Annotated in this window: 31 protein-coding genes; 15 read left to right on the plus strand and 16 right to left on the minus strand. The window is 49.5% G+C overall.

What is annotated here, in order from left to right; genetic code table 11:
• Positions 1 to 162 precede the first annotated feature (162 nt).
• From G0034_RS12565 to G0034_RS12595, 7 genes are all read right to left on the minus strand, one after another.
• Complete coding sequence (locus G0034_RS12565) at positions 163 to 807, minus strand: helix-turn-helix transcriptional regulator (RefSeq protein ID WP_117580293.1); 645 nt, start codon at positions 805 to 807, stop codon at positions 163 to 165.
• A gap of 4 nt (positions 808 to 811) precedes the next feature.
• Positions 812 to 1471 (minus strand): EAL domain-containing protein, encoded by a 660-nt coding sequence (locus tag G0034_RS12570; RefSeq protein ID WP_117580295.1) that lies wholly within the window; start codon positions 1469 to 1471, stop codon positions 812 to 814.
• 266 nt (positions 1472 to 1737) lie between these two features.
• Positions 1738 to 2253 carry a fimbrial protein gene (locus G0034_RS12575; protein ID WP_080470437.1) on the minus strand — a complete coding sequence of 172 codons (516 nt, stop codon included), beginning with the start codon at positions 2251 to 2253 and terminating at the stop codon, positions 1738 to 1740.
• A gap of 16 nt (positions 2254 to 2269) precedes the next feature.
• Complete coding sequence (locus tag G0034_RS12580; RefSeq protein ID WP_179120911.1) at positions 2270 to 3265, minus strand: fimbrial protein; 996 nt, start codon at positions 3263 to 3265, stop codon at positions 2270 to 2272.
• 71 nt (positions 3266 to 3336) lie between these two features.
• The gene (locus G0034_RS12585) at positions 3337 to 5865 is read right to left on the minus strand and encodes a fimbria/pilus outer membrane usher protein (RefSeq protein WP_179120912.1); all 2529 of its coding nucleotides are present in this window, start codon (positions 5863 to 5865) and stop codon (positions 3337 to 3339) included.
• A gap of 42 nt (positions 5866 to 5907) precedes the next feature.
• Complete coding sequence (locus tag G0034_RS12590) at positions 5908 to 6585, minus strand: fimbrial biogenesis chaperone (protein ID WP_179120913.1); 678 nt, start codon at positions 6583 to 6585, stop codon at positions 5908 to 5910.
• A 62-nt stretch (positions 6586 to 6647) separates the two neighbouring features.
• Positions 6648 to 7178 (minus strand): fimbrial protein, encoded by a 531-nt coding sequence (locus G0034_RS12595; RefSeq protein ID WP_179120914.1) that lies wholly within the window; start codon positions 7176 to 7178, stop codon positions 6648 to 6650.
• Between the two features lie 514 nt (positions 7179 to 7692).
• On the opposite strand from G0034_RS12595, the gene G0034_RS12600 reads away from it, so the two are divergent.
• The 3 genes from G0034_RS12600 to G0034_RS12610 all read left to right on the plus strand — a co-directional run bounded on the left by G0034_RS12600 (position 7693) and on the right by G0034_RS12610 (position 9973).
• On the plus strand, positions 7693 to 8355 hold the full coding sequence (locus G0034_RS12600; protein ID WP_045270029.1) for a helix-turn-helix domain-containing protein: 663 nt from the start codon (positions 7693 to 7695) through the stop codon (positions 8353 to 8355).
• Positions 8356 to 8453: 98 nt separating this feature from the next.
• Complete coding sequence (locus G0034_RS12605) at positions 8454 to 9092, plus strand: helix-turn-helix domain-containing protein (protein WP_179120915.1); 639 nt, start codon at positions 8454 to 8456, stop codon at positions 9090 to 9092.
• A 275-nt stretch (positions 9093 to 9367) separates the two neighbouring features.
• On the plus strand, positions 9368 to 9973 hold the full coding sequence (locus G0034_RS12610) for a hypothetical protein (RefSeq protein ID WP_032636292.1): 606 nt from the start codon (positions 9368 to 9370) through the stop codon (positions 9971 to 9973).
• A 63-nt stretch (positions 9974 to 10036) separates the two neighbouring features.
• On the opposite strand, the gene G0034_RS12615 is transcribed toward G0034_RS12610, so the two are convergent.
• Both G0034_RS12615 and G0034_RS12620 read right to left on the minus strand, forming a co-directional pair.
• Positions 10037 to 10696 (minus strand): DsbA family protein, encoded by a 660-nt coding sequence (locus tag G0034_RS12615; RefSeq protein WP_047027791.1) that lies wholly within the window; start codon positions 10694 to 10696, stop codon positions 10037 to 10039.
• Positions 10697 to 10825: 129 nt separating this feature from the next.
• Entirely contained in the window at positions 10826 to 11305 is a 480-nt protein-coding gene (locus tag G0034_RS12620) for a MarR family winged helix-turn-helix transcriptional regulator (RefSeq protein ID WP_014884107.1), read from the minus strand.
• Positions 11306 to 11445: 140 nt separating this feature from the next.
• On the opposite strand from G0034_RS12620, the gene G0034_RS12625 reads away from it, so the two are divergent.
• The gene (locus tag G0034_RS12625; protein ID WP_179120916.1) at positions 11446 to 12267 is read left to right on the plus strand and encodes an alpha/beta fold hydrolase; all 822 of its coding nucleotides are present in this window, start codon (positions 11446 to 11448) and stop codon (positions 12265 to 12267) included.
• A gap of 76 nt (positions 12268 to 12343) precedes the next feature.
• Positions 12344 to 13111 (plus strand): alpha/beta fold hydrolase, encoded by a 768-nt coding sequence (locus tag G0034_RS12630; protein WP_179120917.1) that lies wholly within the window; start codon positions 12344 to 12346, stop codon positions 13109 to 13111.
• A 254-nt stretch (positions 13112 to 13365) separates the two neighbouring features.
• Here G0034_RS12630 and G0034_RS12635 read toward each other — a convergent pair whose 3' ends face one another.
• Complete coding sequence (locus tag G0034_RS12635; RefSeq protein ID WP_179120918.1) at positions 13366 to 14385, minus strand: NADP-dependent oxidoreductase; 1020 nt, start codon at positions 14383 to 14385, stop codon at positions 13366 to 13368.
• Between the two features lie 98 nt (positions 14386 to 14483).
• The gene (locus G0034_RS12640) at positions 14484 to 15263 is read right to left on the minus strand and encodes an SDR family NAD(P)-dependent oxidoreductase (protein WP_179120919.1); all 780 of its coding nucleotides are present in this window, start codon (positions 15261 to 15263) and stop codon (positions 14484 to 14486) included.
• Between the two features lie 237 nt (positions 15264 to 15500).
• On the opposite strand from G0034_RS12640, the gene G0034_RS12645 reads away from it, so the two are divergent.
• The 3 genes from G0034_RS12645 (at position 15501) to yedF (ending at position 17668) form a co-directional block, all read left to right on the plus strand.
• The gene (locus tag G0034_RS12645) at positions 15501 to 16049 is read left to right on the plus strand and encodes a TetR/AcrR family transcriptional regulator (RefSeq protein ID WP_023330563.1); all 549 of its coding nucleotides are present in this window, start codon (positions 15501 to 15503) and stop codon (positions 16047 to 16049) included.
• A gap of 177 nt (positions 16050 to 16226) precedes the next feature.
• On the plus strand, positions 16227 to 17438 hold the full coding sequence (yedE, locus tag G0034_RS12650; protein WP_179120920.1) for a selenium metabolism membrane protein YedE/FdhT: 1212 nt from the start codon (positions 16227 to 16229) through the stop codon (positions 17436 to 17438).
• On the plus strand, positions 17435 to 17668 hold the full coding sequence (yedF, locus tag G0034_RS12655; RefSeq protein WP_014884113.1) for a sulfurtransferase-like selenium metabolism protein YedF: 234 nt from the start codon (positions 17435 to 17437) through the stop codon (positions 17666 to 17668). The genes yedE and yedF overlap by 4 nt, the downstream gene beginning before the upstream one ends.
• Positions 17669 to 17862: 194 nt before the next feature.
• Here yedF and G0034_RS12660 read toward each other — a convergent pair whose 3' ends face one another.
• On the minus strand, positions 17863 to 18033 hold the full coding sequence (locus G0034_RS12660; RefSeq protein ID WP_179120921.1) for a hypothetical protein: 171 nt from the start codon (positions 18031 to 18033) through the stop codon (positions 17863 to 17865).
• A gap of 145 nt (positions 18034 to 18178) precedes the next feature.
• On the minus strand, positions 18179 to 18811 hold the full coding sequence (gene ompW, locus G0034_RS12665) for an outer membrane protein OmpW (RefSeq protein WP_014884115.1): 633 nt from the start codon (positions 18809 to 18811) through the stop codon (positions 18179 to 18181).
• A gap of 281 nt (positions 18812 to 19092) precedes the next feature.
• Here ompW and G0034_RS12670 point away from each other — a divergent pair, with 281 nt between their 5' ends.
• From G0034_RS12670 to yciA, 4 genes are all read left to right on the plus strand, one after another.
• On the plus strand, positions 19093 to 19497 hold the full coding sequence (locus G0034_RS12670) for a YkgJ family cysteine cluster protein (RefSeq protein ID WP_014884116.1): 405 nt from the start codon (positions 19093 to 19095) through the stop codon (positions 19495 to 19497).
• A gap of 25 nt (positions 19498 to 19522) precedes the next feature.
• The gene (locus G0034_RS12675; RefSeq protein WP_014884117.1) at positions 19523 to 20266 is read left to right on the plus strand and encodes a YciC family protein; all 744 of its coding nucleotides are present in this window, start codon (positions 19523 to 19525) and stop codon (positions 20264 to 20266) included.
• A gap of 58 nt (positions 20267 to 20324) precedes the next feature.
• Positions 20325 to 20864: a septation protein A gene (locus tag G0034_RS12680; RefSeq protein ID WP_014884118.1), complete on the plus strand. Its 540-nt coding sequence runs from the start codon at positions 20325 to 20327 to the stop codon at positions 20862 to 20864.
• Positions 20865 to 20968: 104 nt separating this feature from the next.
• Positions 20969 to 21364 (plus strand): acyl-CoA thioester hydrolase YciA, encoded by a 396-nt coding sequence (gene yciA / locus G0034_RS12685; RefSeq protein ID WP_008502796.1) that lies wholly within the window; start codon positions 20969 to 20971, stop codon positions 21362 to 21364.
• A 36-nt stretch (positions 21365 to 21400) separates the two neighbouring features.
• Here yciA and tonB read toward each other — a convergent pair whose 3' ends face one another.
• Positions 21401 to 22117, minus strand: coding sequence for a TonB system transport protein TonB (gene tonB, locus G0034_RS12690; RefSeq protein ID WP_179121331.1), 717 nt, complete (start codon positions 22115 to 22117; stop codon positions 21401 to 21403).
• A gap of 222 nt (positions 22118 to 22339) precedes the next feature.
• On the opposite strand from tonB, the gene G0034_RS12695 reads away from it, so the two are divergent.
• A complete protein-coding gene (locus tag G0034_RS12695; protein WP_023330569.1) occupies positions 22340 to 22636 on the plus strand; it encodes a YciI family protein in 297 nt (98 codons plus the stop codon).
• A gap of 35 nt (positions 22637 to 22671) precedes the next feature.
• On the opposite strand, the gene leuE is transcribed toward G0034_RS12695, so the two are convergent.
• Both leuE and G0034_RS12705 read right to left on the minus strand, forming a co-directional pair.
• On the minus strand, positions 22672 to 23307 hold the full coding sequence (leuE, locus tag G0034_RS12700) for a leucine efflux protein LeuE (RefSeq protein WP_014884157.1): 636 nt from the start codon (positions 23305 to 23307) through the stop codon (positions 22672 to 22674).
• A 106-nt stretch (positions 23308 to 23413) separates the two neighbouring features.
• Positions 23414 to 23587: a YciY family protein gene (locus G0034_RS12705; protein WP_017384232.1), complete on the minus strand. Its 174-nt coding sequence runs from the start codon at positions 23585 to 23587 to the stop codon at positions 23414 to 23416.
• A gap of 143 nt (positions 23588 to 23730) precedes the next feature.
• On the opposite strand from G0034_RS12705, the gene cls reads away from it, so the two are divergent.
• Positions 23731 to 25191 (plus strand): cardiolipin synthase, encoded by a 1461-nt coding sequence (cls, locus tag G0034_RS12710; protein ID WP_008502791.1) that lies wholly within the window; start codon positions 23731 to 23733, stop codon positions 25189 to 25191.
• A 33-nt stretch (positions 25192 to 25224) separates the two neighbouring features.
• Positions 25225 to 25554 carry an HI1450 family dsDNA-mimic protein gene (locus G0034_RS12715; RefSeq protein WP_047027825.1) on the plus strand — a complete coding sequence of 110 codons (330 nt, stop codon included), beginning with the start codon at positions 25225 to 25227 and terminating at the stop codon, positions 25552 to 25554.
• The last annotated feature ends 18 nt before the right edge of the window (positions 25555 to 25572 follow it).

Below are 25572 nucleotides of genomic sequence, written 5' to 3' on the forward strand. Positions count from 1 at the left end.
ATGGCTATGAAAATTAAGGCGCTGGAGCAGCGTATTCACGCCCTGTTTAGCCAGAGCATACTGCCCCTTGTCCAGCCAGGATGCCCTTGACCTACCCGTACTGCTGTTAACTTAATGCATACTCGAGCAGGACGGATTACGTGCATGTCATCCCTGACAATGCTACACAATGAAGATTAATCGCTCACTAAATAAATATCGCATATTCTGTTGATGCCCCATTCGATTCAGGAGAGTCAGCAGCTCAAAATCACAGTCAAGATCATACTTTTGCATGATCTGTCGCTTGTGGGCACTGACTGTTTTGGCATTGATACTTAACACCTTCGCAATCTGTTTCGTATCTTGTCCATGGAAAAACCCAACAGCAATTTTCATTTGTTGTGGCGACAACACTCTACACGCGCAGTCTAAACAGCTAAAGGCATACTCCCCTTCTCGCGACACGGTAAGACTCTTAGCAGCAAAATGAATTTTGTCTGTGATCGCTTTGATAGAATCGTCACGAGCAATAAAAACACTGTTCTTGACACACAACGGTAGTCTTGCGAACCGAGGATTTTTTTTCTCCGGATAGATGCCTATCAATAAACTTTTTTTCTTCCTTTTTTTGAGAACCTGATGACAAATAACCGTTTCGCCTACCGAAAAATTCATAACAATAACGTCAACGTCATGAACTGTCGTTGCATCCAGTTTATCACTAACAATGTAATCCGTTTCTGCAAGGGAGAAAATTTGCTGAAGAAGTTTAAGCAGCCCAAACCGAAAGAATAAGTCCTTATCGTTAATCACAACATTCATCATAAAATCATCCCACTACCAATGGTAAGGTATAGTGATGCTCTGGCCACAAATAACCCTGTAAATGCGTTGCGCCACACTCAATGGCTATATTGTAGTGCTCGATAGTTTCTATTCCTTCAATAAGGATATTGTTAGTTAACAGACTAGAACAGTAAACAAAGGAACGCAATAAGCTCGGATTTTCTAACTGCTGCCAGAAAAAATTTTTATCCACTTTAACCCCATCAAATGCAAAAATAAAAGATGATAGCACCCGTAATAGTGCTGGTGTGAGATCGTCAATCCATACTTCAAATCCATTCGAATGAATAAGATGAAGATTGCTCATCAACGCCATGCGTTCGAAACCATTAAGCTTATCAAGATTAGCAGGATCCTGAAGTTCAATGATGATATTTTTATTTAAAGAACTTAATATAAAATGAATTGCCGTTACGTTGCACAGCATTGAAACAGGCAGGTTTATATAATATTTTTCATTATCATCAAGTTGATTCAAAATGGTAAGTTGTTTGTCCAAAAGAGTAATGTGCGCTGGAATATCCAGCGCACTGAAATAAATCTCGTTGTCCACTGAGCTTTTGAGCTGGCTTAAGACCTCATAGCCTAAAATGTTTAGCTGCCTAACGGAAAAAATTGGCTGAAAGCGAAGAGCACTAATCATAAAAAACCTTACATCAGCATGCCACGTCTTATTCAGGAATAAAACACCAGATCACACTTGTGATTAAAACAAGCACAATCATTAATTTTAGTAAAATCGTCCCGTAATAATAGGAATAAAAAATAGATCACCCATTGTATTTAAACCCCATATCGCATAAGAAGCGCTAAAAGATCGTGACGCGCCCCTTTACAAGCTTCTCATGCGGTTATGAAGTGTTGATATGGTGCGACTAAACTTGGCTACCAGACAGGAAGAACTGATAACTATTGATAGACAAACGTTGCCGTCACGACTGAACTAATAGTGCCAGGTGTAGCCCCGCCGCTCACGGAATAAGCGCGTGCCTGCATATTATAAGAATATGCATTGCTGGAAATATTCCCCGCATAGGACTTGCCGTCACCCATTGGTTCCCCACTTTGCATTTGCAGTTGGACTGAAACGTTGGTTGCTGTGCCAGTACTAAGATACAGATCTGCCGGCCGTGCAGGATCCGCCGCTCCGTGCATGGTCATTATTGCTTTAGTGGTCCCTGCCGGGCAGGAGGTAAGGTTAATCGTAAAGGGTACCCAGGTACTGGACGCGCCCGCAGCCTGTAGCGATGACGCCTGGATATTTTGCCCTAAATCTATCGCCTTTGTGACGCTATCGCTGCTGATTTGGCAAGGGGAGGCAATAATATTTCCCGTAATATTCAGTGTGACGGGATCAGCGGCATGCGCCAGCATGCTTAAAGAGAAACAACCAATCGCCAGGGTTTTTAAATAATGTTTTTTCATGAGTCGCTCTTCTTTCTTATTGATACGTTAAATTCAGGGTTGCTGATGCATTAGCCGTACCTGTTGATACTGTTGTTCTTGTCTGGTAATAACGCGCCGTCAGCGGGAACGTTTCCTGTCCACCCGTGGATGTCTTGAGAACAATTCGGTTATTCAGCATCAGTGGCGCACCGTTATAGACAATTTGCACACCCACACCTTTTGCCACCCCTGCCCCCCCCTGTCCGGTTAGAGCCAAAACGCTGCTATCGCTTATATCGGGATTCTGGGTACCTGAAAGGCTGACGTTAATATTTGCACCTACATCACAATTTAATCCCAGATTCTGTGTGTTCTGAGCAACCGCTGGGGTAGTTCCGACTGTGCTTCCAAAAGAAGAAACAGGTACATCTCCAATAGGAAACGTTAAATTTGGCGTGCTTATAGAACATGCCACTACCGTTACAGTGCCTGATATATATAGGGGTATAACTCCAGAGTTGACACCCGCCATAAAATTAGTAGAGCCATATTCAGGGCGATAGTAAGCTATTTGTTGATTAATATAACCTGAGGTCGCTAATGCGGCCGTTTTTACAAATTGTATATAGGGCTGATAGGTCCAGGTACGGGTTGGAGGTCCCGATGACCACCCTGCGCTTCTGTAAGTGGTGCCCGCAAGCATAGGCTGATCATACTGACCGGCGTAAAATCCACCGTAGACCCCCATGGAGATACCAATGCCGTTTAATGAAGTATTAAAAACTGCATTACCATTATAGGACCCTGCAGTACTTAAAACAGAAACAATTCCATTCGCTACACCTGTTCCGCTAGGGTCAACACATGTCGCAACATCCTGTTGCACTCCATAAATTAGCCCACTGACCGCCGAGTTAGAAGGCGCATCCCGCTGAACAATCACATTGCCAAAGTTAAGGGTTGCAGAAGAAATTAAATTGCTACAACCCGCATAGCTATAACCCGACGCGAGCGTCAGAAATATAAATAATATTCTGAATGATAATTTCATATTCCTACCATTACTGAGATGTAAATTAATACTGATAATTAATCCAGTATAAATTTTATTGTGCGTTAAATTTATCTACAGATCGCATTAAGGGACGCAATTCCATTTTTTGGTGCAGTCTCAGGAATATTGACTCTCGCCCGGCATTGCTGTGATGTTTCATCGCCCCATTTCACGCTCAGGTCTGCGCTACCTTGTAAACCCGTTAAATAAACCTGTCCCTGATCCCCGACTATTGCACCCTGTTCACTGTTTCCTGCAGAGCTCACGATGGCACCGAAAGGTACGGGTTCCCCGTTTGTCTGTTTCAGAGTTAATAATGCGCGCATTCCCACACTCGCCACATAGTCGGCCCGAACAATTGCGCCTCGGGTTGGAATAACGGTTTTGGTTGTCAGGTCCAGTTCGACGTCATCCGGCATAGAATCAGGAGATAGCGTCACGTCATTTTTGCGGAAAGGAGTGACGTTACTGACAACGGTATAACCTCGCCAGTCCGTTTTCGCCCCGCTTTGGTTCTGAACGCCTACGCCTTTGGCGCCCGGTGCTTTAATCAGTACGTTAGTTTCTCCCAGCGGCTGGGAGAGCGTCACCCCATCAGCATGAGCCAGAATACCGCCCTGTAAGCCGTAGTTCAGGCGATCGCTATTACGGTCATAACCGTAACCCGCGGTGACTTCACCATATGTCCCTTTATAATCGGCATTCATTGTGCCGCTATAGCCGACATTATCCGTGCCATAACCTTGCTGAACGCTCCAGTTAAGCGCGTTGTTCTCCAGCGCCACACCGTTGAGACCAACGGTATGCGTTGTGCCACTCATCTTACTGGCGTTCATGCCGTAGTTTGCCCATGTCCCCGGGAGGAACTTCTCTAACGGAATACTGATGTTTAGTGCAATCTGCTGATCTTTATCGTAGCGAGTCTGTTCACTGTAGCCATCCGCTGCGCCATTTTTGCTGTAGGTGTAAGTGATACCGTAGTTAACACCATTCCAGGAGTTGTTATAGCCTGCACTGATGGATTGCATCGTTTTGCCTGACGTCCAGTAATCCTCACGCACCGCCCCCAGCGTCAGTGAGCCGAAGTCAGCACCGAGTGTCTGGTTCATCGTCAACTCCATACGGTTACGGCGGCGGTCAATCAGTGCGTAATTGTTGCTATACGAATCCAGCACTTCCTGCATCCCATAATAACCGCTGGTCGAATAGCGATAGCCGGCAATAGCAAAGTTAGTCCCGGTCTCAGCGAAGTTCTTACTGAAGCGCCCTCGCCAGGACTGACCGCTGGCTTTTGCTTCATCCTGCGGTTTTGACCAGGCCTGGGTCACGTCTACAGACACCGCGCCCAGGTCGCCCATATTTTTGCCAAGTCCAGTTGCGAGAGACTCATACTTGCTCGATTCCTGGAGACCGCCATACAGGGTGAAGCCTTTTGGCAAACCATAGATGGCTGTCATCTGTGAAAAGGGTGTCTTTTCTACGCTGTTGTCATAGGAACGGTACTGACCACCGGTAATAGCATATTTCAAACGGCCTTCACGCTGGAGCACTGGCAGTGACGCAAAAGGTACGGTGAAATGCTGCTCGCTACCATCAGCTTCTTTAACGGTGACATAAAGATCACCCGCTCCGCCAGTTGAGTACATATCCGTAATCTCGAAGGCACCGGGTGCGACATAACTCTGATAAATAACATAACCATTCTGTCGAATGACCACCTGCGCATTAGTACGGGCTATGCCACGTACCACCGGTGCATATCCTTTTAAGGAATCGGGCAACATATCGTCATCTGAGGCAAGTTGAGCCCCCCGGAACGGGATGCTGTCAAAAACATCAGCAGGCGCGGAGCTATCACCCGCAGTGAGCTGCGCTTTTAACGAAATAATATCGCGTTGAGCATAGGTATAAACGGTATCCCATTTATCCTGACCGTTGCTGTCACGGTTCCAGGTTGTATAGTTGCGCAGGCGCCATGGTCCAATATTAATACCCGGACGTAGGTTGGCATATTGAGTATTGTCATTGGAACTGTTACTGCCACGTCCCCGATTACTGGCACCGCTCAGACTGTAGTTAAGCAACGTGGCCGTTATCCCTTCGTCCCATTTATCGGGAGAAACATAGCCTCTCGCCTGCGGTATCAAAGCCGCCTGCGGAATACTGACAAGTAGTCTCTGAGTACTGAATTGAAAATCAGTGGAAGCCTGTGGGATGGCTGCCAAATTGGCGCATTTTGAATCTGGTGAAAGATCGGGGAAGAGTTCCGTCTTCACACCCCAACTTTTCAATAACTCCGCGCTGATACAGGGCTGTAACGTAGCATCCCCATCTTTATCTTTTACGGCTATAAATTCTATATCACGGGTATCAACGAGCTGTTCATCGAGCACGATATCAACGTGATAGGTCCCCGGTGCCTGCGCACCAGATTCATAAGCGGTAAGATCGATTTTACCGCCCGTGGGGTTATCAAGCTCCAGCAATTCAGGGTTAAAATAGTCGCGGGCGCTGGCAAACGGAATGAAACCATTTAAAGCGACCGCGATCAAGATTGCCAGCCTGGCAGGTTTTAAACAAACATTACTACTTATCATCACCGGTTACCTGTGAATCCATTAATTTTGCGGTCGTTATTTTTAAATGTTTGCGTTATGTTTTTTACCCGGGCCGCCATAATCATTAATAATGGTAAAGGTCATAGCACCGCCGTGAACACCCTGAGGTAAATTAAAGCGAGCGCTTGAACCAGGCATAACAAAAGTCACATCATCAAGTTTCTTACCGTTGACGGTAACTTCGTTAAAGTTCATCACATAATTTGTTGGATTGGTGACCTGAAGTTGATTACCCGCAACGGACCAGGTTAATTTATCCGCTACTTCTTCGGGGGCAGTACCTTTTAATGCAGCGGGTCGATAAATTAACTTAATACGAGTTTTAATGGCAATTTGTAGCGTATTGTCTTTACGCGGCGCGGATGGAATAGATTTAATGTTTAGCCAGTACAGGCTCTCTTTATCCTGAGGCAATGCACCGGCCATGATAATGCGTTCAACGTTTTGTTGGCCGTGATCGAGACGATATAGCGGAGGTGTAATAACAAAAGGAGCTTTCTCAGCGCCACCGTTCAATGTCTCAATCCAGGACTGAATAAGATAAGGCGTATTGTCAGGATTATTTATGCTGAGGGTTGCTTCTTTTTTATTGCCATCATAAATTACACGCGTGCCTCCAATAACAACGCCTGCATTTGCTGCAGTGAAACCAGCACTCATTATAGTCAGGGCAATTAAAGATTTACTAAGGAAATTCATTTTATACCTCTAAAAACAGGGACCGGGTTGCCCCGGACCCTTAGTTAATTCCCGGCAGGAAATTAGTTGTAGATTACAGAGAAGTTAGCTACAGAGTTTGCCGGACCAGCGGTTACTGATGCTGCTGTTGATTTATACTGAGCGTAGAAATCCAGGTTGTTGTCGGCAGTGCTTACCAGTGGGTAACGGTAAGCGGTATCACCATGCAGTGGCAGCTGAGCTTTATCTGCAGTCATCAGATTGATTGCAACGTTTGTTGCAGCACCTGCGACAGAACTGTCGATTGCCAGCAGTGTTGAGTCGGTCGTTTCTGGTGTACCATCAAAACGCACATGTGCAGAAGTAACAGCTACAGGGCAGTTTTGCAGTAAGATGGTGAATTTCTTCGCAGCAGTCACATCACCAGCAGCGGTGAATTCAGACTTGTTGTAAGAACCCAGAGCAACAGTCTGGTTCTGAGAAGCAACAGAAACATCACAAGCTGCATCCAGAATTTCACCAGTGAAGTTAACAGTGCCGGCGGCAGCAAAAGCATTTGCAGCAGAGAGTGTTGCAACAGTGGCAAAAGCAACTGCGATAATAGACTTTTTCATTTACTAATTCCTTGAGAATAAAATTATTTACCTGCAAGCCACTACGAGAAATAAATCATTATTCTCGTGAGCACCCCGACAGTTTTTCCTTACTTCAAATTGAAGTGCAGGCAGCTGAAATCATTTAATCGCCAATACTAACTTGGTGCAGAAAAATGATAACCACATAGTTCATAACACTGTGAGAAAATGGGGCCGCCTTGCTGGGGCTAAATTTAGATAATTCTTAAACCCTTTTCAAATTTTATCGAGACCAACTATAGACTCAGACATTAACAACATTTAAATATTTATTTTGATTAAAGAAAAAACCATGATTAACAACCATTTGCATTAGTTTTAATTTCAATTCAACTTAAAAATCATCGCTACAATAAAGTCCATGCGTTTAAATATGAAATGCATGTTAAAAAACCAGTCTACTTATGGATTACATACCAGTGTAATTCTTAGATCATTAGCCTGATAATTATCTCTTACACGTATTTCTTTATTTATATGTATGGAGTTTACCATGAAGGCTAAGTTTACAATTGAGCCCCCCGCGCCGGTTACATCAACGACCGAGTTGAAGCCAGTTACTCGTATCCAACGTATAATCGATATCGTGGCCCCCTACGCAGAAGATTTTTCAGTATCAAAAGGCGAGGTTTTACGTTACAGCTATAATAACAAGCGTGTTTGCTATCTACTTCATGAAGGTCATACCACTCTTTATCGCCGTGGAGATGGGATGGTCCTTAATTCCGAACAAGCGCCGTTCATTATGGGCGTAAGTAACATGAAAGCCCGCCAGGAACATCTTTACGGAAGGGCAACCAGCGATGTTAAATTGAGCCGTATCCCCTCAGAACGTTTCATTCTCCTGATAGAAAGAGAAAACTTGTGGGAAGATTTGTGCTACTTCATCCTCTACACGGCAGGCAGGGTTTATCAGCATTGCACCATGATTTCGCAGCTATCTGCGTACGAAATCATAAGGTTTCATCTGGTTGAATTAATGCAGGAGCCAGAAAGGTTGCGGCTAAATACGACAGCTGCAACTTATATTCTTAATCGAAGCTATCTTTCCCGCAGCGGAACCATGCGTATTCTCTCGAAACTGAAGGAAGCAGGTTGTATCACCTTAAACCGAGGAATTCTTATTAAAATAAATAATTTACCGCAAAAATACTAGACTTCGATCTGTTGTGCTATCCTTAAAAAAATAGTGTTGCGTTGTTCCCCTTCGACTTTGTAATCTACGACTCAGCATTTTATATTCAGGATCAAGAAATGAGCACTCGCGACAATGCTTCTACGCCACTTTCAATACCCTCCCTTTACGCAGGTGAGTTGGTTGAAAAACTTTTACCCCATACACCTGTTAAAAGTTACCCTGCGCGGCGAACATTATACATTTCGAGTAATAACGCAAATTTTTGCTATATCATTGCAGAGGGAAAAGTTGAATTATGTCGGGAAGATAGCATTGTCATTGCCATTGGTAAGGCCCCGTTAGTTTTAGGGTTAGGCAGCATTACCAATATGTATGAAGGTATGTTTATCAGAACACTGACAACATGCAAAATCGGTATGCTTTCTGCACAAGAAGCGCTCGGTCTGATTGAAAAGGAAGATCTATGGCGCCCACTGGCAAATCATATGCTTATTATTGCTGCAAAGTTATATACAGTGGGCATGCAACTCTCGGCCCCTACAACGTATGAAATAATCTGTTCTCAACTGCACGAACTAATGAGTGAAGATGAGTCTGTACGTGGATCCATAACCGCTGAAAGATATATTCGTAACAAAACACCGCTGTCACGCAGTGGTGTAATGAAAATCCTTTCCTCATTAAAGTCAGGTGGTTACATAAATATTGAGCAGGGCAGGCTTATTAGTATAGGTGTTTTACCCAAAAAGTATTAATAAAAAAAACGTAATAAATAATGCTTTCTTTATATAATCCCCTATCTCGCAAGCCTCCCTGGTGCTCAGGTTGTCAGTAACACTTGTGATAACATCCCCCTGGCGAGTTCCCACCTGGATTTCTGGTGCAAGGCTGAAGTCTGATGTGGAAAGGTAACGCACCCTCACTAAATAGCTCAATATGCTTAAAATTCATGCCTATAGCGCACAAAGTGAAATAGATTTTCGTTCGAAGCCACTTATCATAGGTGTTTTGAATGAAAGTGGTGGTGTTAATGTCTGTGCTCAAAAGCTTTTTCTTCTTTCTTTTCGCGTCAGCAGCCTGCTCCTTGCCCGTACTTTGTCTGTGGGCGGATATCTCTTTATTTAATCTGGATATACCGGAGATATCGCTGACCGAAATTGTGCAGGAATCGGTTTTAGTGAGCATCGTATTTATTCACTTCCTCCTGGCGAAGAAATGGGAATTCATGCGCTATTGCAACATCCTGATCGGCGGCTTTTTCCTCTCCATGCTGATTCGCGAACTGGATGCATTTTTTGATCTTCTGGCTCATGGAAGTTGGGTGTGGTTTGCACTACTTTCCGCTATTTGCGCTTTGCTTTATCCCGTTATCCATTTCCGACTTACTCTTACGCAACTGACCCACTATACCCGTACCCCGTGGTACGGCATGATGCTCAGTGGTCTGCTGGCAGTCCTGGTTTTCTCCCGGCTGTTTGGAATGCACGAATTATGGTACGCGATACTCGATAAAAGCTACGTCAGGGTGGTCAAGAATGTCGTGGAGGAAGGTAGCGAATCATTCGGGTATATGCTCTGCCTTATCGCATCTGCAGGGTACTACTGCTCTTTCCGTTCCCTCTCCCGCCAGAAATGATTCGGGCATTCGAACATGTGATAAACGAAGCTCCGGTGTGTAAAACCGGAAGCCTCGTTTTGGCTACGCAAGCTTTGCCAGCGCCTCGCCGATGCTTTTTGCTCCACCGTAGAGATCGTGGCCGCTGATAATGTGCTCAGTGCTGTCAACCGTAACCAACAGCAGCGGAACCCCGCTGAAACCTTTTTGATTCATAAGACGCTTTACGTCAGCGATCCTGTCGTCCGTCAGGCTGCGAAGCGCGTTATCAGCATCAAGCCGGCCGGCAAAGTCGTTAGGGTTGAGGTCAACGTTATTTTCCCGAGCCCAGGCGATACCGATCTCTTCCACCACATCACTTTGCGCGGTATCACGCCCCAGTACATAGCGGGCATGTTGCAGTGCACGAAGCAGCCCTGCCTCTGCCGCCGGGCTGATTTCATGAAAAGCCGTAAGTGCCCGGTTCATAAACGTCGAATCAAAGCGCGCACCTGAGTTCAGGAGCTGGTGATAGCTCTCACTGAATGGCTGACCGGTCAGCGAAGCGATACGCCGATCGTTTGTCCACGCATATTCTGCCCATTGGGCGGTGATGTGCCGGGCACCCTCATCACAAAAAAGACCGCTGGGCATTAACGTGAGTTTTTCGATGTAATGTTGTGCCAGATAATTCAGGGCGGGCGAGCTGGCATAACACCAGCCGCAAAGTGGGTCAAAAAAATACTGTAGATTGTCAATGCGCATGTGGTATCCCCTGGGAATCATTAGCCCTCATCATAATGAGATTCCTCAATGCGAAAAACAGCCCTCCAGTAAATTCAGTGTTTCATAGAGCGTACGAATGGACAGTATGTCTCTGCCCGAATGACCCCATCAGGCCAGGTCATTGGCGTCCGGTTTCTGCGCGCGGTGGATCTTGTCACGGATCTTATCGACTGATGCTTTGATGTCAGCAATGATGTCGGCGTCCATCCCCAGGGTATCCACAATACAGCGCGTGATAGTGCTGGTCTCGCTTTTCAGCGCCTCCCCCTTCTCCGTCAGGTGGATAAGCACTTCGCGCTCATCCTTCGGATTACGTGTCCGGGTGATCAACCCCGCAGTCTCCAGCCGCTTCAGTAAAGGGGTCAACGTGCTGGACTCAAGAAAAAGAATTCCACTCAGTTCCTTCACTGTTCGCCCATCCTGATTCCACAAGGTAACCATCACCAGATACTGGGGATAGGTCAGGCCAAGCTTATCAAGCATGGGACGATAGAGCTGAGTAAAAGCATGTCCCGCAGAGTAAAGAGAGAAACAGAGCATACCATGCACATCTGGCAGGGAATCCTCGGAATTAGTGTGTTTAGTCATATGTCCTCCAGTCCCCTTAAAATAATTTGCATACGATTTAATTGCAAGCGATTGACAAAGGCAAAAAGGGCTGCCATATTCATTTGCACACAAACAAATCGCACACAAACAAATAATGCAACACATAACAGGAGTACAAAATGACAACTTTCATCACCAAAGACGGAACAGGCATTTTTTACAAAGACTGGGGTTCAGGTCAGCCTATCCTCTTCGCTCACGGATGGCCGTTATCGTCTGATGCCTGGGATCAGCAAATGCTGTTTTTCAGCCAGAATGGTTTCCGGGTCATCGCGCAGGACCGTCGCAGCCATGGGCGTTCAGACCAGACTTTCCACGGCAACAATATGGATCAGTATGCGGACGATCTCGCTGAGCTGATTGAGTCGCTGGATCTGAAGGATCTGATTTTAGTGGGTCACTCCACAGGGGGCGGCGAAGTTGCACATTATATCGGCCGTCATGGTACCTCACGCGTGGCTAAAGTCGTTCTGGTCGGCGCAGTCCCTCCTCTTATGCTCCGGACGGATGCCAATCCAGACGGTACTTCGATTGAGGTGTTTGATGCTATCCGCGAAGGCACGGCCAAAAACCGCTCACAGTTTTACTTTGACCTGACAATTCCGTTCTATGGCTTTAACCGTGACCATGTCCCCACCAATGACGGGTTACGGGAAAACTTCCGCAGAATTGGCCTGCAGGGCGGCATTAAAGGGCAATATGACTGCATCCATGAGTTCTCTGAAGTCGATTACACACGCGACCTGCAGCAGATTGATCGCCCTACGCTGATTATTCATGGCGACGATGACCAGATTGTCCCCATTAAGGCATCCGCACACCGCGCCGCTGAGATCGTTGCGAATGCGACGCTGACGATATATGCCGGCGGTTCACATGGACTGGCGGAGACAGAGGCCGATCGCTTTAACGCTGACGTACTGGCCTTTATTCGCGGCTAACCAGGTGGCCTGTTTCAGACAGGCCACAATCCCCCCTACGCATACCCTTTAAACTGTATTGAAAAGAGGAATGATCATGTCCAAATTTGCTGCCTCCCTTGCCGTTGCCGCCGTTCTGCTGTCTGCCAGCGCAATCGCCGAAACCGCTAAGCCGACCGTTGTCCTGGTTCATGGTGCCTTTGCCGACTCTTCTAGCTGGAATGGCGTTACCCGGATCCTGCAAAAGGATGGATACAATGTCGTTGCTGCCGCGAATCCGCTGCGCAGTGTTTCGGGTGATGCGGCTTACGTCTCTTCTGTGGTGAACAACATTAAGGGGCCGGTTGTCCTTGTCGGGCATTCCTATGGTGGCCAGGTTATTACGAACGCGGCCCGTGATACAAACAATGTCAAATCGCTGGTTTATGTCGCCGCATTTGCTCCGGACGCGGGTGAAGCCGCGGCCGACCTGGCAGGGAAATTCCCTGGCGGCACGCTTGGCCAGGCGCTTGCCACACCGGTGAAGCTGGCTGATGGTAGCGTCGATCTCTCCATCGATCGGGCGAAGTTCCACCAGCAATTCGCGCATGACGTTTCAGCTGAAGAGGCGGCGCTGATGGCCGCAGGGCAAAGACCGATTACCGAAGCGGCTTTAACTGAAAAATCGGGTGCGCCAGCCTGGAAAAAACTGCCCTCTTACTTCATTTACGGTGACGGCGACAAGAATATCCCCGCCCAGGGTTTGCGATTCATGGCTGAACGCGCGGGATCAAAACACACCGTTGTGATTAAAGGCGCATCCCATGTCGTGATGGTTTCACATCCCCAGGATGTCGCCACACTTATCGAGGAATCGGCGAAGTAAACATCACTCTCCCGCCCCGAAAGCCCCCCTCGCCTGAGGGGTGGCCATATCCGTAATGCCCAGGTTTTAATCCCGCGCAGAGTACAACGTATATTGGGTTCATCCTTCCCCCGACTCACCAAAACGTAGCGAAATATCCACGCCTTCAGTAACAAGGTCCGCAGCATAGGGGGCGGCAATGTGCAGGGTTCCACTCAGCGCATCACCATTATCTGCGGTCCGCCGCTGCAACGGCGCTCAAGCCTTCGTGGCTATTACCCATGAACTTTAACGACGACTTTCCCCTTTGCATGCCCGCGAGCCAGATAGGTGAAGGCGTCGCTCGTTTCGGCAAAGGGGTAAACTTTGTCGATTACGGGCTTGATGAGTTCAGCGTCCATGAGTTCACCGATTTGGCTGAGCTGGCTGCCATCAGGGCGAACAAAGAGAAACGAATAGGTCAAACCTCGCTTTTTTGACAGCCGCATGATTTTGCGGCTCATCAGCCCTAATACGAAACGCAGGAAAACATTTAGGTGTCGTTCCCGCGCGAAAGCAGCATCTAACGGCCCGATCAGGGAAATAATTTTCCCTCCCGGCTTAAGGATTTGCGTGGATTTCTCAATCGCATCACCTCTGATAGTACCGAGGACAATATCGTAGCCGCTCAGCACTTTTTCGAATTCCTGCTTTCTATAGTCAACGACGTCATCTGCACCAAGGCGGCTCACCCAGTCAATGTTGGCTGTGCTGGTGGTCGTCCCAACCGTTGCGCCAAAGTGTTTCGCCAGCTGAATAGCAAAACTGCCGATTCCACCGGATCCGGCAGGGATAAATACTTTCTGCCCCGCTCGCAGCATCGCGCGTTCTGTCAGCGCTTGCCAGGAGGTGAGACTGACCATAGGAAGTGACGCGGCCTGTACGAAATCCAGACTGGCGGGTTTTAACGCCGCAAGGCTTTCTGGCACCCGGACAAATTCGGCCAGCGACCCCGTTCCCCTGTCAAAAATACTGGCGAAAATCTCGTCGCCTGCCTTGAATCGCGTCACGCGACGTCCTGTGGCAACGACAACGCCGGACACATCACTGCCCAAGGTCGCGGGGAGACTGAAATGCAGAACGCGTTTGAACATGCCGGTCGGGATCATGTTATCGATTGGGTTCAGACCTACTGCATACACTTTGACCAGAATTTCATCATCACCGGGGGACGGAAAATCGACGTCATCGATCCCCAGTCCCGGGGATTTACCATAGCGTTTAAACGTAAACGCTTTCATCGTCTTCTTATTCATTTGTCTTTTACTCTGCCGGGTTTGCCTGTGGCATGTTTCTTAACAACGCTGTTGCTGAGTGAAAAAACGATACTCAGTCCTATGCCGAATCCCCCTGACTACACTTTGTAGCGCTCTGCCACGTTAGCCTGGTTGATGTCCGCCAGCAGAGCCTGACGCGTCCTCTCCAGATCATCCCAGTGGGCAGCGTGTTGTAAAGGAGGGATGGTGATGAGTTCGCGACGATCAAAGCCCGCCAGGGCTGCGTCAACTAACTGATCCACTTCCATCATCTCGGGCGCCTTACTGATATCAATACCGGCACGTTCCCAGATTTCGGTGTAAGTGCCGGCCGGAAGTACCGCCTGGACGTAAACGCCTGCGGAGGACAGCTCAAGATGCAATCCCTGCGACAAGAAAAGCACAAAGGCTTTGGTTGCACCGTAAATCGACATGGCAAATTCCGGGGCAAGCCCAACGACTGAACTGATATTGACGATCGCACCTTCTCCGGCGTTGACAAACCTTGGTGCCGCGGCACTGGCAAGTCTCGTCAGCGCGGTGACATTCAGGGCGATAAGACGCTCAATTGCCTCGGACGTCTGGCCGATAAAATGGCCCGACTGTGCGATGCCAGCGTTATTGATCAGCACCCCTATTTTTTCGTCTTCACGAAGACGCGTTTCCACCGTCGCTAACTCCGCTGCCTGAGTGAGATCGGCAGGCAGGACATCTACAGAAACGCCCTTCTCCTGTCTCAGACGTTCGGCAAGTGCGTCTAATTTTGTTTTATCCCGGGCAACCAGAATCAGGTCATGTCCACGGCTTGCAAACCTTTCCGCATAAACAGCACCAATACCCGTCGATGCGCCTGTAATGAGAACTGAAGTTTTCGTCATGTGTGATCTTCTTTATCAAATGTTAAACACAATCTGCACCGTTCGATGCAGGTAAATCCGGGAGATATCCGGCTCTCTTTGCTGATCTCAGCCAGACTGACAGAGCGTGCCTTTCTCTGCGAAGCGCTGTCGGAGATACGGATTTAATGATGATGATCATAATCTATAAAGTCAACTGGTTTGATTATGGTCATCATCAATGTATAATTGAGCCTTGTTTTATAGGGGGTGGGCAGCATGAAAGTGTCAAAAGAGCAGGTCCGGGAGAACCGGATGCGCATAGTTGAAACGGCATCCGAACTTTTTCGTGAACGCGGCTATGACGGCGTGGGCGTGGCGGAGCTGATGTCTGCTGCGGGTTTAACCCACGGCGGGTTTTATAAGCACTTTGGTTCGAAGGCCGACCTGATGTCAGAGGCCATGAATTGCGGGTTTGTGCATGCCGCGGAAAACCTGGCGGGTGTAGATCGAGACAAATTCATTGAATATTACCTCTCCCGGCAGCATCGCGATGATATGGCCGGAGGTTGCGTGATGTCTGCCCTGGGCACGGACACCGCACGCCAGTCTGAGTCCATCAAAGAGACATTTGCAGCCGGGGTTGAACGTCAGCTGGCAATGTTAAGCGACGAAAATGTCTCACGTGCTGACCTGATAAACACCTTTGCACATCTTGTCGGGGCTCTGGTGTTGTCCCGTGCCTGCCCGGATAATTCCGCGCTGGCTGACGAAATTCTGGATGTCTGCCGCTCTCGCATTCTGAGTAAGGCTCCGCGAAAGGAATGAATATTTTGCAGCCGGGGGTGTGATTGCCGGGAAATAACCGGAAGATTTAATGACGGAGGTCATAAAAAATGACGCTATCCCGGAGAGTAAGTTTGGAGAGGTTTTAGAGTAAGCCAAAAAGTTATATATTCCGGCCCGTTAAATCCAAATACACCTTCTGAGTTCAGAGGCTTACTCATGTCATGGCAATACTTCAAACAGACTTATTTAGTTAAGTTCTGGTCACCTGTTCCGGCCGTTATCGCGGCAGGCATTCTCTCTACTTATTATTTCGGCATTACCGGTACCTTCTGGGCCGTGACCGGCGAGTTTACCCGCTGGGGTGGTCAACTTCTGCAACTCGCTGGCGTGCATGCCGAAGAGTGGGGCTACTTTAAACTCATTCACCTGGACGGTACTCCGCTTACCCGCATCGACGGAATGATGATCATCGGGATGTTCGGCGGCTGTTTCGCGGCGGCGCTGTGGGCAAATAACGTCAAGTTGCGCATGCCCAAAAGCCGCATCCGCATTATGCAGGCGGTCGTCGGCGGGATTATTGCCGGATTTGGTGCTCGCCTGGCGATGGGCTGTAACCTTGCCGCGTTCTTCACGGGTATTCCGCAATTCTCACTGCATGCCTGGTTCTTTGCCGTCGCCACCGCGATTGGCTCTTACTTCGGTGCAAAATTCACCCTGCTGCCGCTGTTCCGTATTCCGGTAAAAATGACCAAAGTTAGCGCAGCGTCGCCGCTGACCCAGAAGCCGGACCAGGCGAAACGCCGTTTTCGCCTCGGTATGCTGGTCTTTTTTGCCATGATCGCGTGGGCAATCTGCACAGCGCTGAATCAACCGAAACTCGGCCTGGCGATGTTGTTTGGCCTAGGGTTTGGTCTGCTGATCGAACGCGCGCAGATCTGCTTTACCTCTGCATTTCGCGATATGTGGATCACCGGACGAACCATGATGGCAAAAGCGATCATTGCCGGTATGGCGGTGAGCGCCATCGGCATTTTCAGCTATGTACAACTCGGTGTTGAACCGAAAATCATGTGGGCCGGTCCTAACGCGGTGATTGGTGGCCTGCTGTTTGGCTTTGGAATTGTGCTGGCGGGCGGGTGTGAAACCGGCTGGATGTATCGCGCCGTCGAAGGCCAGGTGCATTACTGGTGGGTCGGCCTTGGTAATGTCATTGGTTCAACCATTCTGGCGTACTACTGGGATGATGTCTCACCTGTACTCGCAACAAACTGGGATAAGGTCAATCTGTTGAGCACCTTCGGTCCGCTCGGCGGCCTGCTGGTAACCTATGCCTTGCTGCTGGTCGCTTTTTTACTGGTTGTCGCGCAGGAGAAACGTTTCTTCCGTCGCACCACCGCTAAACCTGAAACGCAGGAGAACGCTGCATGAAAGAGATCGTGCCTGATTATCGACTGGATATGATCGGCGAACCTTGCCCTTATCCGGCAGTGGCTACCCTTGAAGCGCTACCGCAGCTCAAAAAAGGGGAAATTCTGGAGGTGGTGAGCGACTGCCCGCAATCCATTAACAACATTCCTCTGGATGCTAAAAACCATGGCTACACGGTGCTGGATATTCAGCAGGACGGGCCAACAATCCGCTATTTGATTCAAAAATGAACGTTCAGGCCTCGTCAGAGGCCTTTATCGCATTGAATTATAAGACCTCTTGATCGAGGGCAAAGCCGCCGCATCTGACTTAAGTAAAATCTCATATCCATTTTGAAGGAGGTTTTCGCAGTTTGATGTATTTACGAGCTTTACTGGTTTTCGCCTTATTGATTCCCTTTCACGTGCTGCCCCTGAATTTCTCTTCAACCTTCCTGCGCCTTAACTGTCCGGAAAGAGGACTTGTCGAGGTTATTCTGCACGTTTACGACCATACGCAGGAACGGTGGCGCGGCCAGTTTGAAACCGGCGCAGGGCACAAGCGCGCGGGTGACACGGAAATTATCCCGTTTGCCAACGGTGATATTCTGTTCCATTCGGTGTCCAGCGATGCATTCAGCTATTTATATGATGGGGAAACGCGCCTCAGGCACTGCCTTAAGCTGGACGAACGACCGGTTTATCCGTCGTTTTAAGAGTGCGATGCAAACTGGCCACCGCGTGGCCAGTTTAACCGGGGGATTAGAAACGATACCCCGCAGAGAACATAAACACCCACGGGTCCAGTCTCGTGTTGATACTTTGCTGCTCACCGCCCGCTTTAAAGCGTACGTCTGTATCAATGTCCATGTACCAGACTGAGGCGTTGATCAGCCAGTCACGGTTAATCAGGTAATCCAGCCCCACCTGTCCCGCCATACCCCATGAATCTTTCAGGCTGAGGTCAGTCAGACCGGCCTCTTTACCGGTATCGTTAAATTTCTCATCGAAGAAGGTGGTGTAGTTTACACCGGCGCCAATATACGGACGCACCTTGCTGCTGGCATCGCCAAAGTACCATTGCGCCATCAGCGTTGGCGGTAAATGGTGTACGGTGGCGATATCACCGGTTGCCCCCAGACCGACGCGATGACGGAACGGCGTTGCCGCCAGAAGCTCGACACCAATGTTATCCGTCGCCATATAAGTGAACGTTAAGCCTAACTGGGTGTTATTACTGACGTTAAAACCGCCCATACCCAGCACGTTATCAGAGCCCTCAGTTGGGCGAACCGTGGCCGAACCGGCACGAATAAAGAATTCACCTGCTTCGTGCGCGTACGCGCCGCCAGAGAGACTGCTTAATACAAGGGCTGCCACCGCTAATTTTTTCATATCCGCTCCATCGTTGTGGTTTTAATCGCGGGTGAGAATATACTCACAAATGAGTAATAAGTGATCTGCCACAGATCACATTAAAACCAGTAAGTTAACATTCATTGATCTGGGTTAATTTTTTGTGGCGCTTTGAAAGGCAGTAAGTTGTTTCCATGTCAATTTTTGGCATTTCACAGTTACAAAATTTTCTCTTTTCCCCCTCTTGCTCTTCCTCAGGCGGCTGGCTAATTTATCGCTCTCACAAATTGATTTGATGCGTTCTTTTTTGCAGGTGTGCCATGAGTGAAGTTAACCCGTGCATGACGTGCGGAGCCTGTTGTGCGTATTTTCGAGTCTCTTTCTACTGGGCCGAGGCCAGCGATGGCGGCGGTACCGTTCCGGTTCATCTCACTGAGCCGTTAACCCCTTTTCTGCGCTGTATGCGCGGCACGAACCAAAAACAGGCTCGCTGCGTCGCGCTACAGGGTGAACCCGGGGTCTCAACCCGGTGTTCCATCTATGAGGATCGCCCCAGCCCCTGCCGGGAATTTGCTATGTCAGGGGAAGACGGGCAGGTCAACGACGCCTGTAATCGCGCCCGCGCACGGGTCGGATTACCGCCGCTTTACAAAGATATGCTTTTCCATACAAGCCTTGATGCTGCCACAGCAGGTGCATCCGGTGTACAATTGCCGGCTAATTAACACCTGCAATACTCAAGGAGAGTGCATGTCTATCACGGCGAAGTCTGTCTACCGTGACACGGGAAACTTTTTCCGCAATCAGTTCATAACTTTTTTACTGATCGCGTTGCTTTGCGCCTTTATCACTGTGGTGCTGGGCCATGCCTTCTCACCGAGTGATGAACAGATTGCCAGCCTGAGCCAGGGTGACAATCTGGCAGGAAGCGTCGGGTTGTTTGAACTGGTGCAAAACATGACGCCAGAGCAGCAGCAAATCCTGCTGCGGGCTTCAGCCGCATCGACGTTCTCTGGTCTCATTGGTAATGCGATTCTGGCGGGCGGCGTTCTCCTGATGATTCAGCTGGTGTCAGCGGGCCATCGGGTCAGTGCCTTACGGGCGATTGGTGCCAGTGCCCCCGTTTTGCCGAAGCTGTTTATCCTGATCTTCTTAACCACCCTGCTGGTGCAGATGGGGATTATGCTGGTCGTGGTGCCGGGCGTGTTGCTGGCTATCGTGCTCTCTTTTGCCCCGATCATGATCGTGCAGGACAAAATGGGTATTTTTACCGCAATGCGCAGCAGTATCAGGCTCGCATGGGCGAATATGCGTCTGGTAGCCCCTGCCGTGATCGGCTGGCTGCTGGCGAAAACGCTTCTGCTCCTGTTTGCGCCGAATTTTGCGGTTTTAACGCCTAATGTTGGCGCGGTAGTCGCGAATACGCTGAGCAACCTGATTTCAGCGGTACTGCTGGTCTATCTGTTCCGCCTGTATATGTTAATTCGTCAGTAATCCTGATGCCGGGAGCATGACCCGCTTCCCGGCTCAACAGAGAAGATGGAATCACAGAATGAAGCAGTTTCTTGATTTTTTACCGCTCGTGGTCTTTTTCGCGTTTTATAAGCTGTATGACATCTATGCTGCGACCACTGCGCTGATTATCGCGACCGCGGTTGTGCTGATCTACAGCTGGGTACGTTATCGTAAAGTTGAAAAAATGGCGCTGGTCACGTTCGTGCTGGTCGCTGTTTTCGGCGGGCTGACCCTGTTCTTCCACAATGATGAATTCATCAAGTGGAAAGTCACGGTGATATACGCGCTGTTTGCAGGCGCATTGTTAATCAGCCAGTGGGTTATGAAAAAACCGCTTATTCAGCGCATGCTGGGTAAAGAGCTGACGCTGCCGCAGCAGGTCTGGTCCCGACTGAATATCGCCTGGGCGGTGTTCTTTATTCTTTGCGGTCTTGCCAATATCTACATTGCCTTCTGGTTGCCGCAAAACATTTGGGTCAACTTTAAGGTCTTCGGCCTGACCGCCCTGACGCTGATTTTCACCCTGCTCAGCGGCGTTTACATCTATCGACATATGCCGCAGGACGATAAGCACTAACTGCTGGTTAACCAGAACGTGTTCGACAGGCGTTCTGGTCTATTCTCTCCGCTGTGAAATCATAGTAGCATCCCGCCTGAAGTCTTCCGTTACGAGTTAAAACAATGACAACAACTAACGCCCCTCAGGGCGAACTGGTTTTACGCACACTGGCAATGCCCGCTGACACCAATGCCAATGGCGATATTTTTGGCGGCTGGCTGATGTCGCAAATGGATATGGGCGGCGCAATTCTGGCAAAAGAGATAGCTCATGGACGCGTGGTAACCGTGAGGGTCGATGGAATGACCTTCCTGCGCCCGGTAGCGGTAGGTGACGTGGTGTGCTGTTACGCGCGCTGCGTCAAGCGCGGCAATACCTCCATCTCTATCAACATTGAAGTCTGGGTGAAGAAGGTCTCTTCAGAACCGATTGGACAGCGCTATAAAGCTACTGAAGCACTGTTTATTTATGTGGCAGTGGATAGCGAGGGTAAACCTCGTCAGCTTCCACAGGCCTGATTATCTGACAAAAAAGCCTCCATCCGGAGGCTTTTTTTATTCCATCTGCGCCCCGCCGTTCAGGCGAAAGACAATGTTCACGATCAATCCGCTACCCGGTTTACCGGCTTCGTAGCGCCATCTGCGCATCGCCGATTTCACTTCGCGTTCAAACATATTAGAAGGCTGAGCGGACAAGATTTGCACGTTATCAACGCGGCCATCTGCGGTAACGTCAAATTTCACCCGCACGCGGCCTTCAATACGTAAAGCCTGCGCTCGCGCCGGATACTGAGGCTGGTTTCGGCTCAGTGCTCGTGGGCCCGCTGGCGCGGCAACCGTTGGTTTTGGTGCCGGTGTGGAGTTGTTCATCACCGGACGTGAAGGTGCTGTATTCTCAACCGTCTGGGTCGCGCGTGGCTCAACCGGACGTTCTTCGCGTTTCGGACGCTCCTCGACCTTCTTAACCGGTTTTGGCTTCGGCTTAGATTTGGGCTTCGGTTCAGGTTTATGGATCACCACCGGGGCTTCCTTCGGTGGCGCCGGAACAGGTTCGGGTTCTGGCTCCGGTTCAGCAACCGGCTGTGGCGGCGCGACCTGCGGCGGCTCGAGATCCGCTGGCGATACCATGGTCACCGAAATCGGCTGCGCGGGTGCGGGCATTTCAATAACCTGATGAACCGAGGTATAGAGCAAACCCGCCACGACAGCACCGTGAATCACGACGGAGAGCAGCGTCGGCCAGGGAAAGCGGCGAGGTAAATCAAGGGTCATCGAAGTCATAGTCATCAACGTTAAAAAATCGAACCCTGATTTTAAATGCAAATAGCAATCATATTCAATAAGACACTTTGTTCTGGCGCAATTTAAGCGTCAATGTGGCCAAAAAAGGGGCATTCAGATCAGGGTATTAACATTGTTTTTATCTTTACATTGCAGTCAGTTGCCCTTTCACATAACGTAACTGACACTTTAAAACGCTTAAGGAGCTTCACCGTGCTTTACGTGATTTACTCTGAAGATGTCGCTGATTCACTTGAGAAACGCCAGTCTGTCCGCCCTGCTCACCTGGCACGCTTACAATTGCTACAGGATGAAGGTCGTTTGCTGACCGCTGGTCCAATGCCTGCTGTCGACAGCAACGACCCGGGTGCAGCCGGTTTTTCGGGCTCCACGGTTATTGCAGAGTTTGAATCTCTGGAAGCGGCGCAGGCCTGGGCTGACGCAGACCCGTACGTTGCGGCGGGCGTGTATGCGAAGGTAACGGTGCGACCGTATAAGAAAGTGTTCTGATATAACTAAGGCTCCCTCAGGAGCCTTTCTTCACATCAATGCAGGGACGCTAACCGCGCCGCAAATCCGACAAACAGCAGCCCTATCAGCCCGTTCCCCAGCTTTGCCAGTTTCTTTTTGGTTTTTAAATAACGCGTGACAAACGCACCGGAGAAGATCAGGAAGCTCATGTACATAAAGCTAATCAACTCAAGCGTGGTGGCGAGAATCAGAAAAGAGGTCCCGGTATTTTGTGCATTCACGTCTATAAACTGCACAAAGAACGAAACGTAGAACAGAATCGCTTTTGGATTCGTCAGGCTCAGTACCAGGGCGCGTTTCATGATCATACTGGCAGGTTCAGTTCCGCTCTCGTGAGCATGATTCTGACGGTTAATCACCGACCAGAGCATTTTGCCGCCCAGCCAGAGTAAATAGAAAGCACCCAGATAGCGTACGATATTAAACAGTACAGGCGTGGTCTGGATTAAAGCCGCGACACCGGCCCAGGCGAGAAACATCAGAACCGCATCGCCGATAAACACACCTGTGGCGGCAAGATATCCTTTTTTAACGCCGTGACCGATCCCGGTCTTCAGCACAAACAGGGTATTCGGGCCCGGCACCAGCACAATAAAAAATGCGCCAACAACATACGTCCAGAAATTCAGTACGCCAAACTCCGCAAACACCTCTCCCTCCTTTTGCTAAACATTACCGGAATATCGCAGCAATAACGATATTCTCTCAATAAGACACTATAAAATCAGCGGGCACCTTGCGGTGCCCTCAGGGTTTTCAGATATCCTGGACGGCGAACAGCAACGCGTTGCGGTGCCTGTTCAATCCACATTTTCTGATGGCGTGGATACGCATATTGCGGCGGGATTGTGCTTCCAGCCAACGAGCCTTACGACGACTCACCTGTCGCAACATGCGCCAGCGCCCTACTTCTGTTCTACTGCGCTTCATGTCTACAACTCTTTCTCAAACAGAGCCGCCATTATAAACCCAACCCGGCAGCAAACCAGCGCTTTTACCTGGCGTTTTTATTTGCCAGATGAATCCTGATGCGTACACTCATAACAATACGCTTTCAAAAGGATTTTTTAACCATGACAACCTTCTACACCGTGGTGAGTTGGCTGGTCATTTTGGGATACTGGCTGTTAATCGCGGGTGTGACATTACGCATCCTGATGAAGCGCAGAGCCGTACCCTCTGCCATGGCCTGGCTTCTGATCATTTACATCCTCCCGCTGGTGGGAATTATTGCCTATCTCTCTTTCGGTGAGCTTCATCTGGGTAAACGCCGGGCCGAGCGGGCGCGTGCCATGTGGCCTTCCACCGCGAAGTGGCTTAACGATCTTAAAGCCTGCAAACATATCTTTGCCGAGGAGAACAGCAGCGTCGCCTCCTCGCTGTTTAAGCTCTGCGAACGGCGTCAGGGGATTGGCGGCGTTAAGGGGAACCAGCTCCAGCTTCTGACCTCCTCCGATGACGTGATGCAGGCGTTGATCCGCGATATCCAGCTTGCTCGCCATAACATTGAGATGGTGTTCTATATCTGGCAGCCCGGCGGCATGGCCGACCAGGTCGCTGAATCCCTGATGGCGGCCGCGCGTCGGGGGATCCACTGCCGTCTGATGCTGGACTCCGCAGGCAGCGTGGCCTTTTTCCGCAGCCCCTGGGCAGGCATGATGCGTAATGCCGGTATCGAAGTGGTTGAGGCGCTAAAGGTAAATCTCCTGCGCGTCTTTCTGCGCCGGATGGACCTTCGCCAGCACCGTAAAATGATCATGATTGATAATTATATTGCCTACACTGGCAGTATGAACATGGTTGACCCGCGCTTCTTTAAACAGGACTCCGGCGTCGGGCAATGGGTGGATCTAATGGCACGAATGGAGGGGCCGATTGCCACCTCGATGGGAATCGTGTACTCCTGCGACTGGGAGATAGAGACCGGCAAGCGTATTCTACCCCCGCCGCCAGATGGCAACATCATGCCGTTTGAAGAGGCCAGCGGTCATACTATTCATACCATTGCCTCCGGGCCGGGATTCCCGGAGGACTTAATTCATCAGGCGCTGCTGACGGCTACCTACTCAGCGCGTGAATATTTGATCATGACGACGCCCTACTTCGTCCCCAGCGATGACCTGTTGCACGCGATCTGTACCGCAGCGCAGCGCGGTGTCGATGTGAGTATCATTTTGCCCCGCAAAAATGACTCGCTTCTGGTGGGCTGGGCCAGCCGCGCCTTCTTTAGCGAACTACTGGCCGCCGGGGTGAAAATATACCAGTTTGAAGGCGGGCTGCTGCACACCAAGAGCGTGCTTGTCGACGGTGAGTTAAGCCTTGTGGGCACGGTAAACCTCGATATGCGCAGCCTGTGGCTGAACTTTGAAATCACCCTGGTGATTGATGACGCCGGATTTGGCGGCGACCTGGCGGCGGTGCAGGATGATTATATCTCCCGCTCGCGGCTGCTGGATGCCAGGCTGTGGGTAAAACGCCCGCTGTGGCAGAGAATAGCTGAACGACTGTTTTACTTCTTTAGTCCGTTGCTGTAAAACGTGCCCAACGATGTTAAACAGGTAGTCATCATGGAAATGGATCTGAACAATCGCCTGACCGAAGACGAAACGCTCGAGCAGGCCTATGACATTTTTCTCGAACTGGCGGTTGATAACCTCGATCCCGCGGACGTGATCCTCTTTAATCTGCAGTTCGAAGAGCGCGGCGGTGCCGAATTGTTCGACCCTGCAGAAGACTGGGCTGAACATGTGAATTTCGACCTGAATCCTGACTTCTTTGCCGAAGTGGTGATTGGGCTGGCTGATGAAGATGGTGGGGAAATTAACGACATTTTCGCTCGCGTCCTGCTCTGCCGGGAGAAAGACCACAAGCTGTGCCACATTCTCTGGCGCGAATAATAAAAAAGGCTGCGATGG

It is taken from the genome of Enterobacter sp. T2 (assembly GCF_010692925.1).
In the GTDB taxonomy this organism is placed as follows: domain Bacteria; phylum Pseudomonadota; class Gammaproteobacteria; order Enterobacterales; family Enterobacteriaceae; genus Enterobacter; species Enterobacter kobei.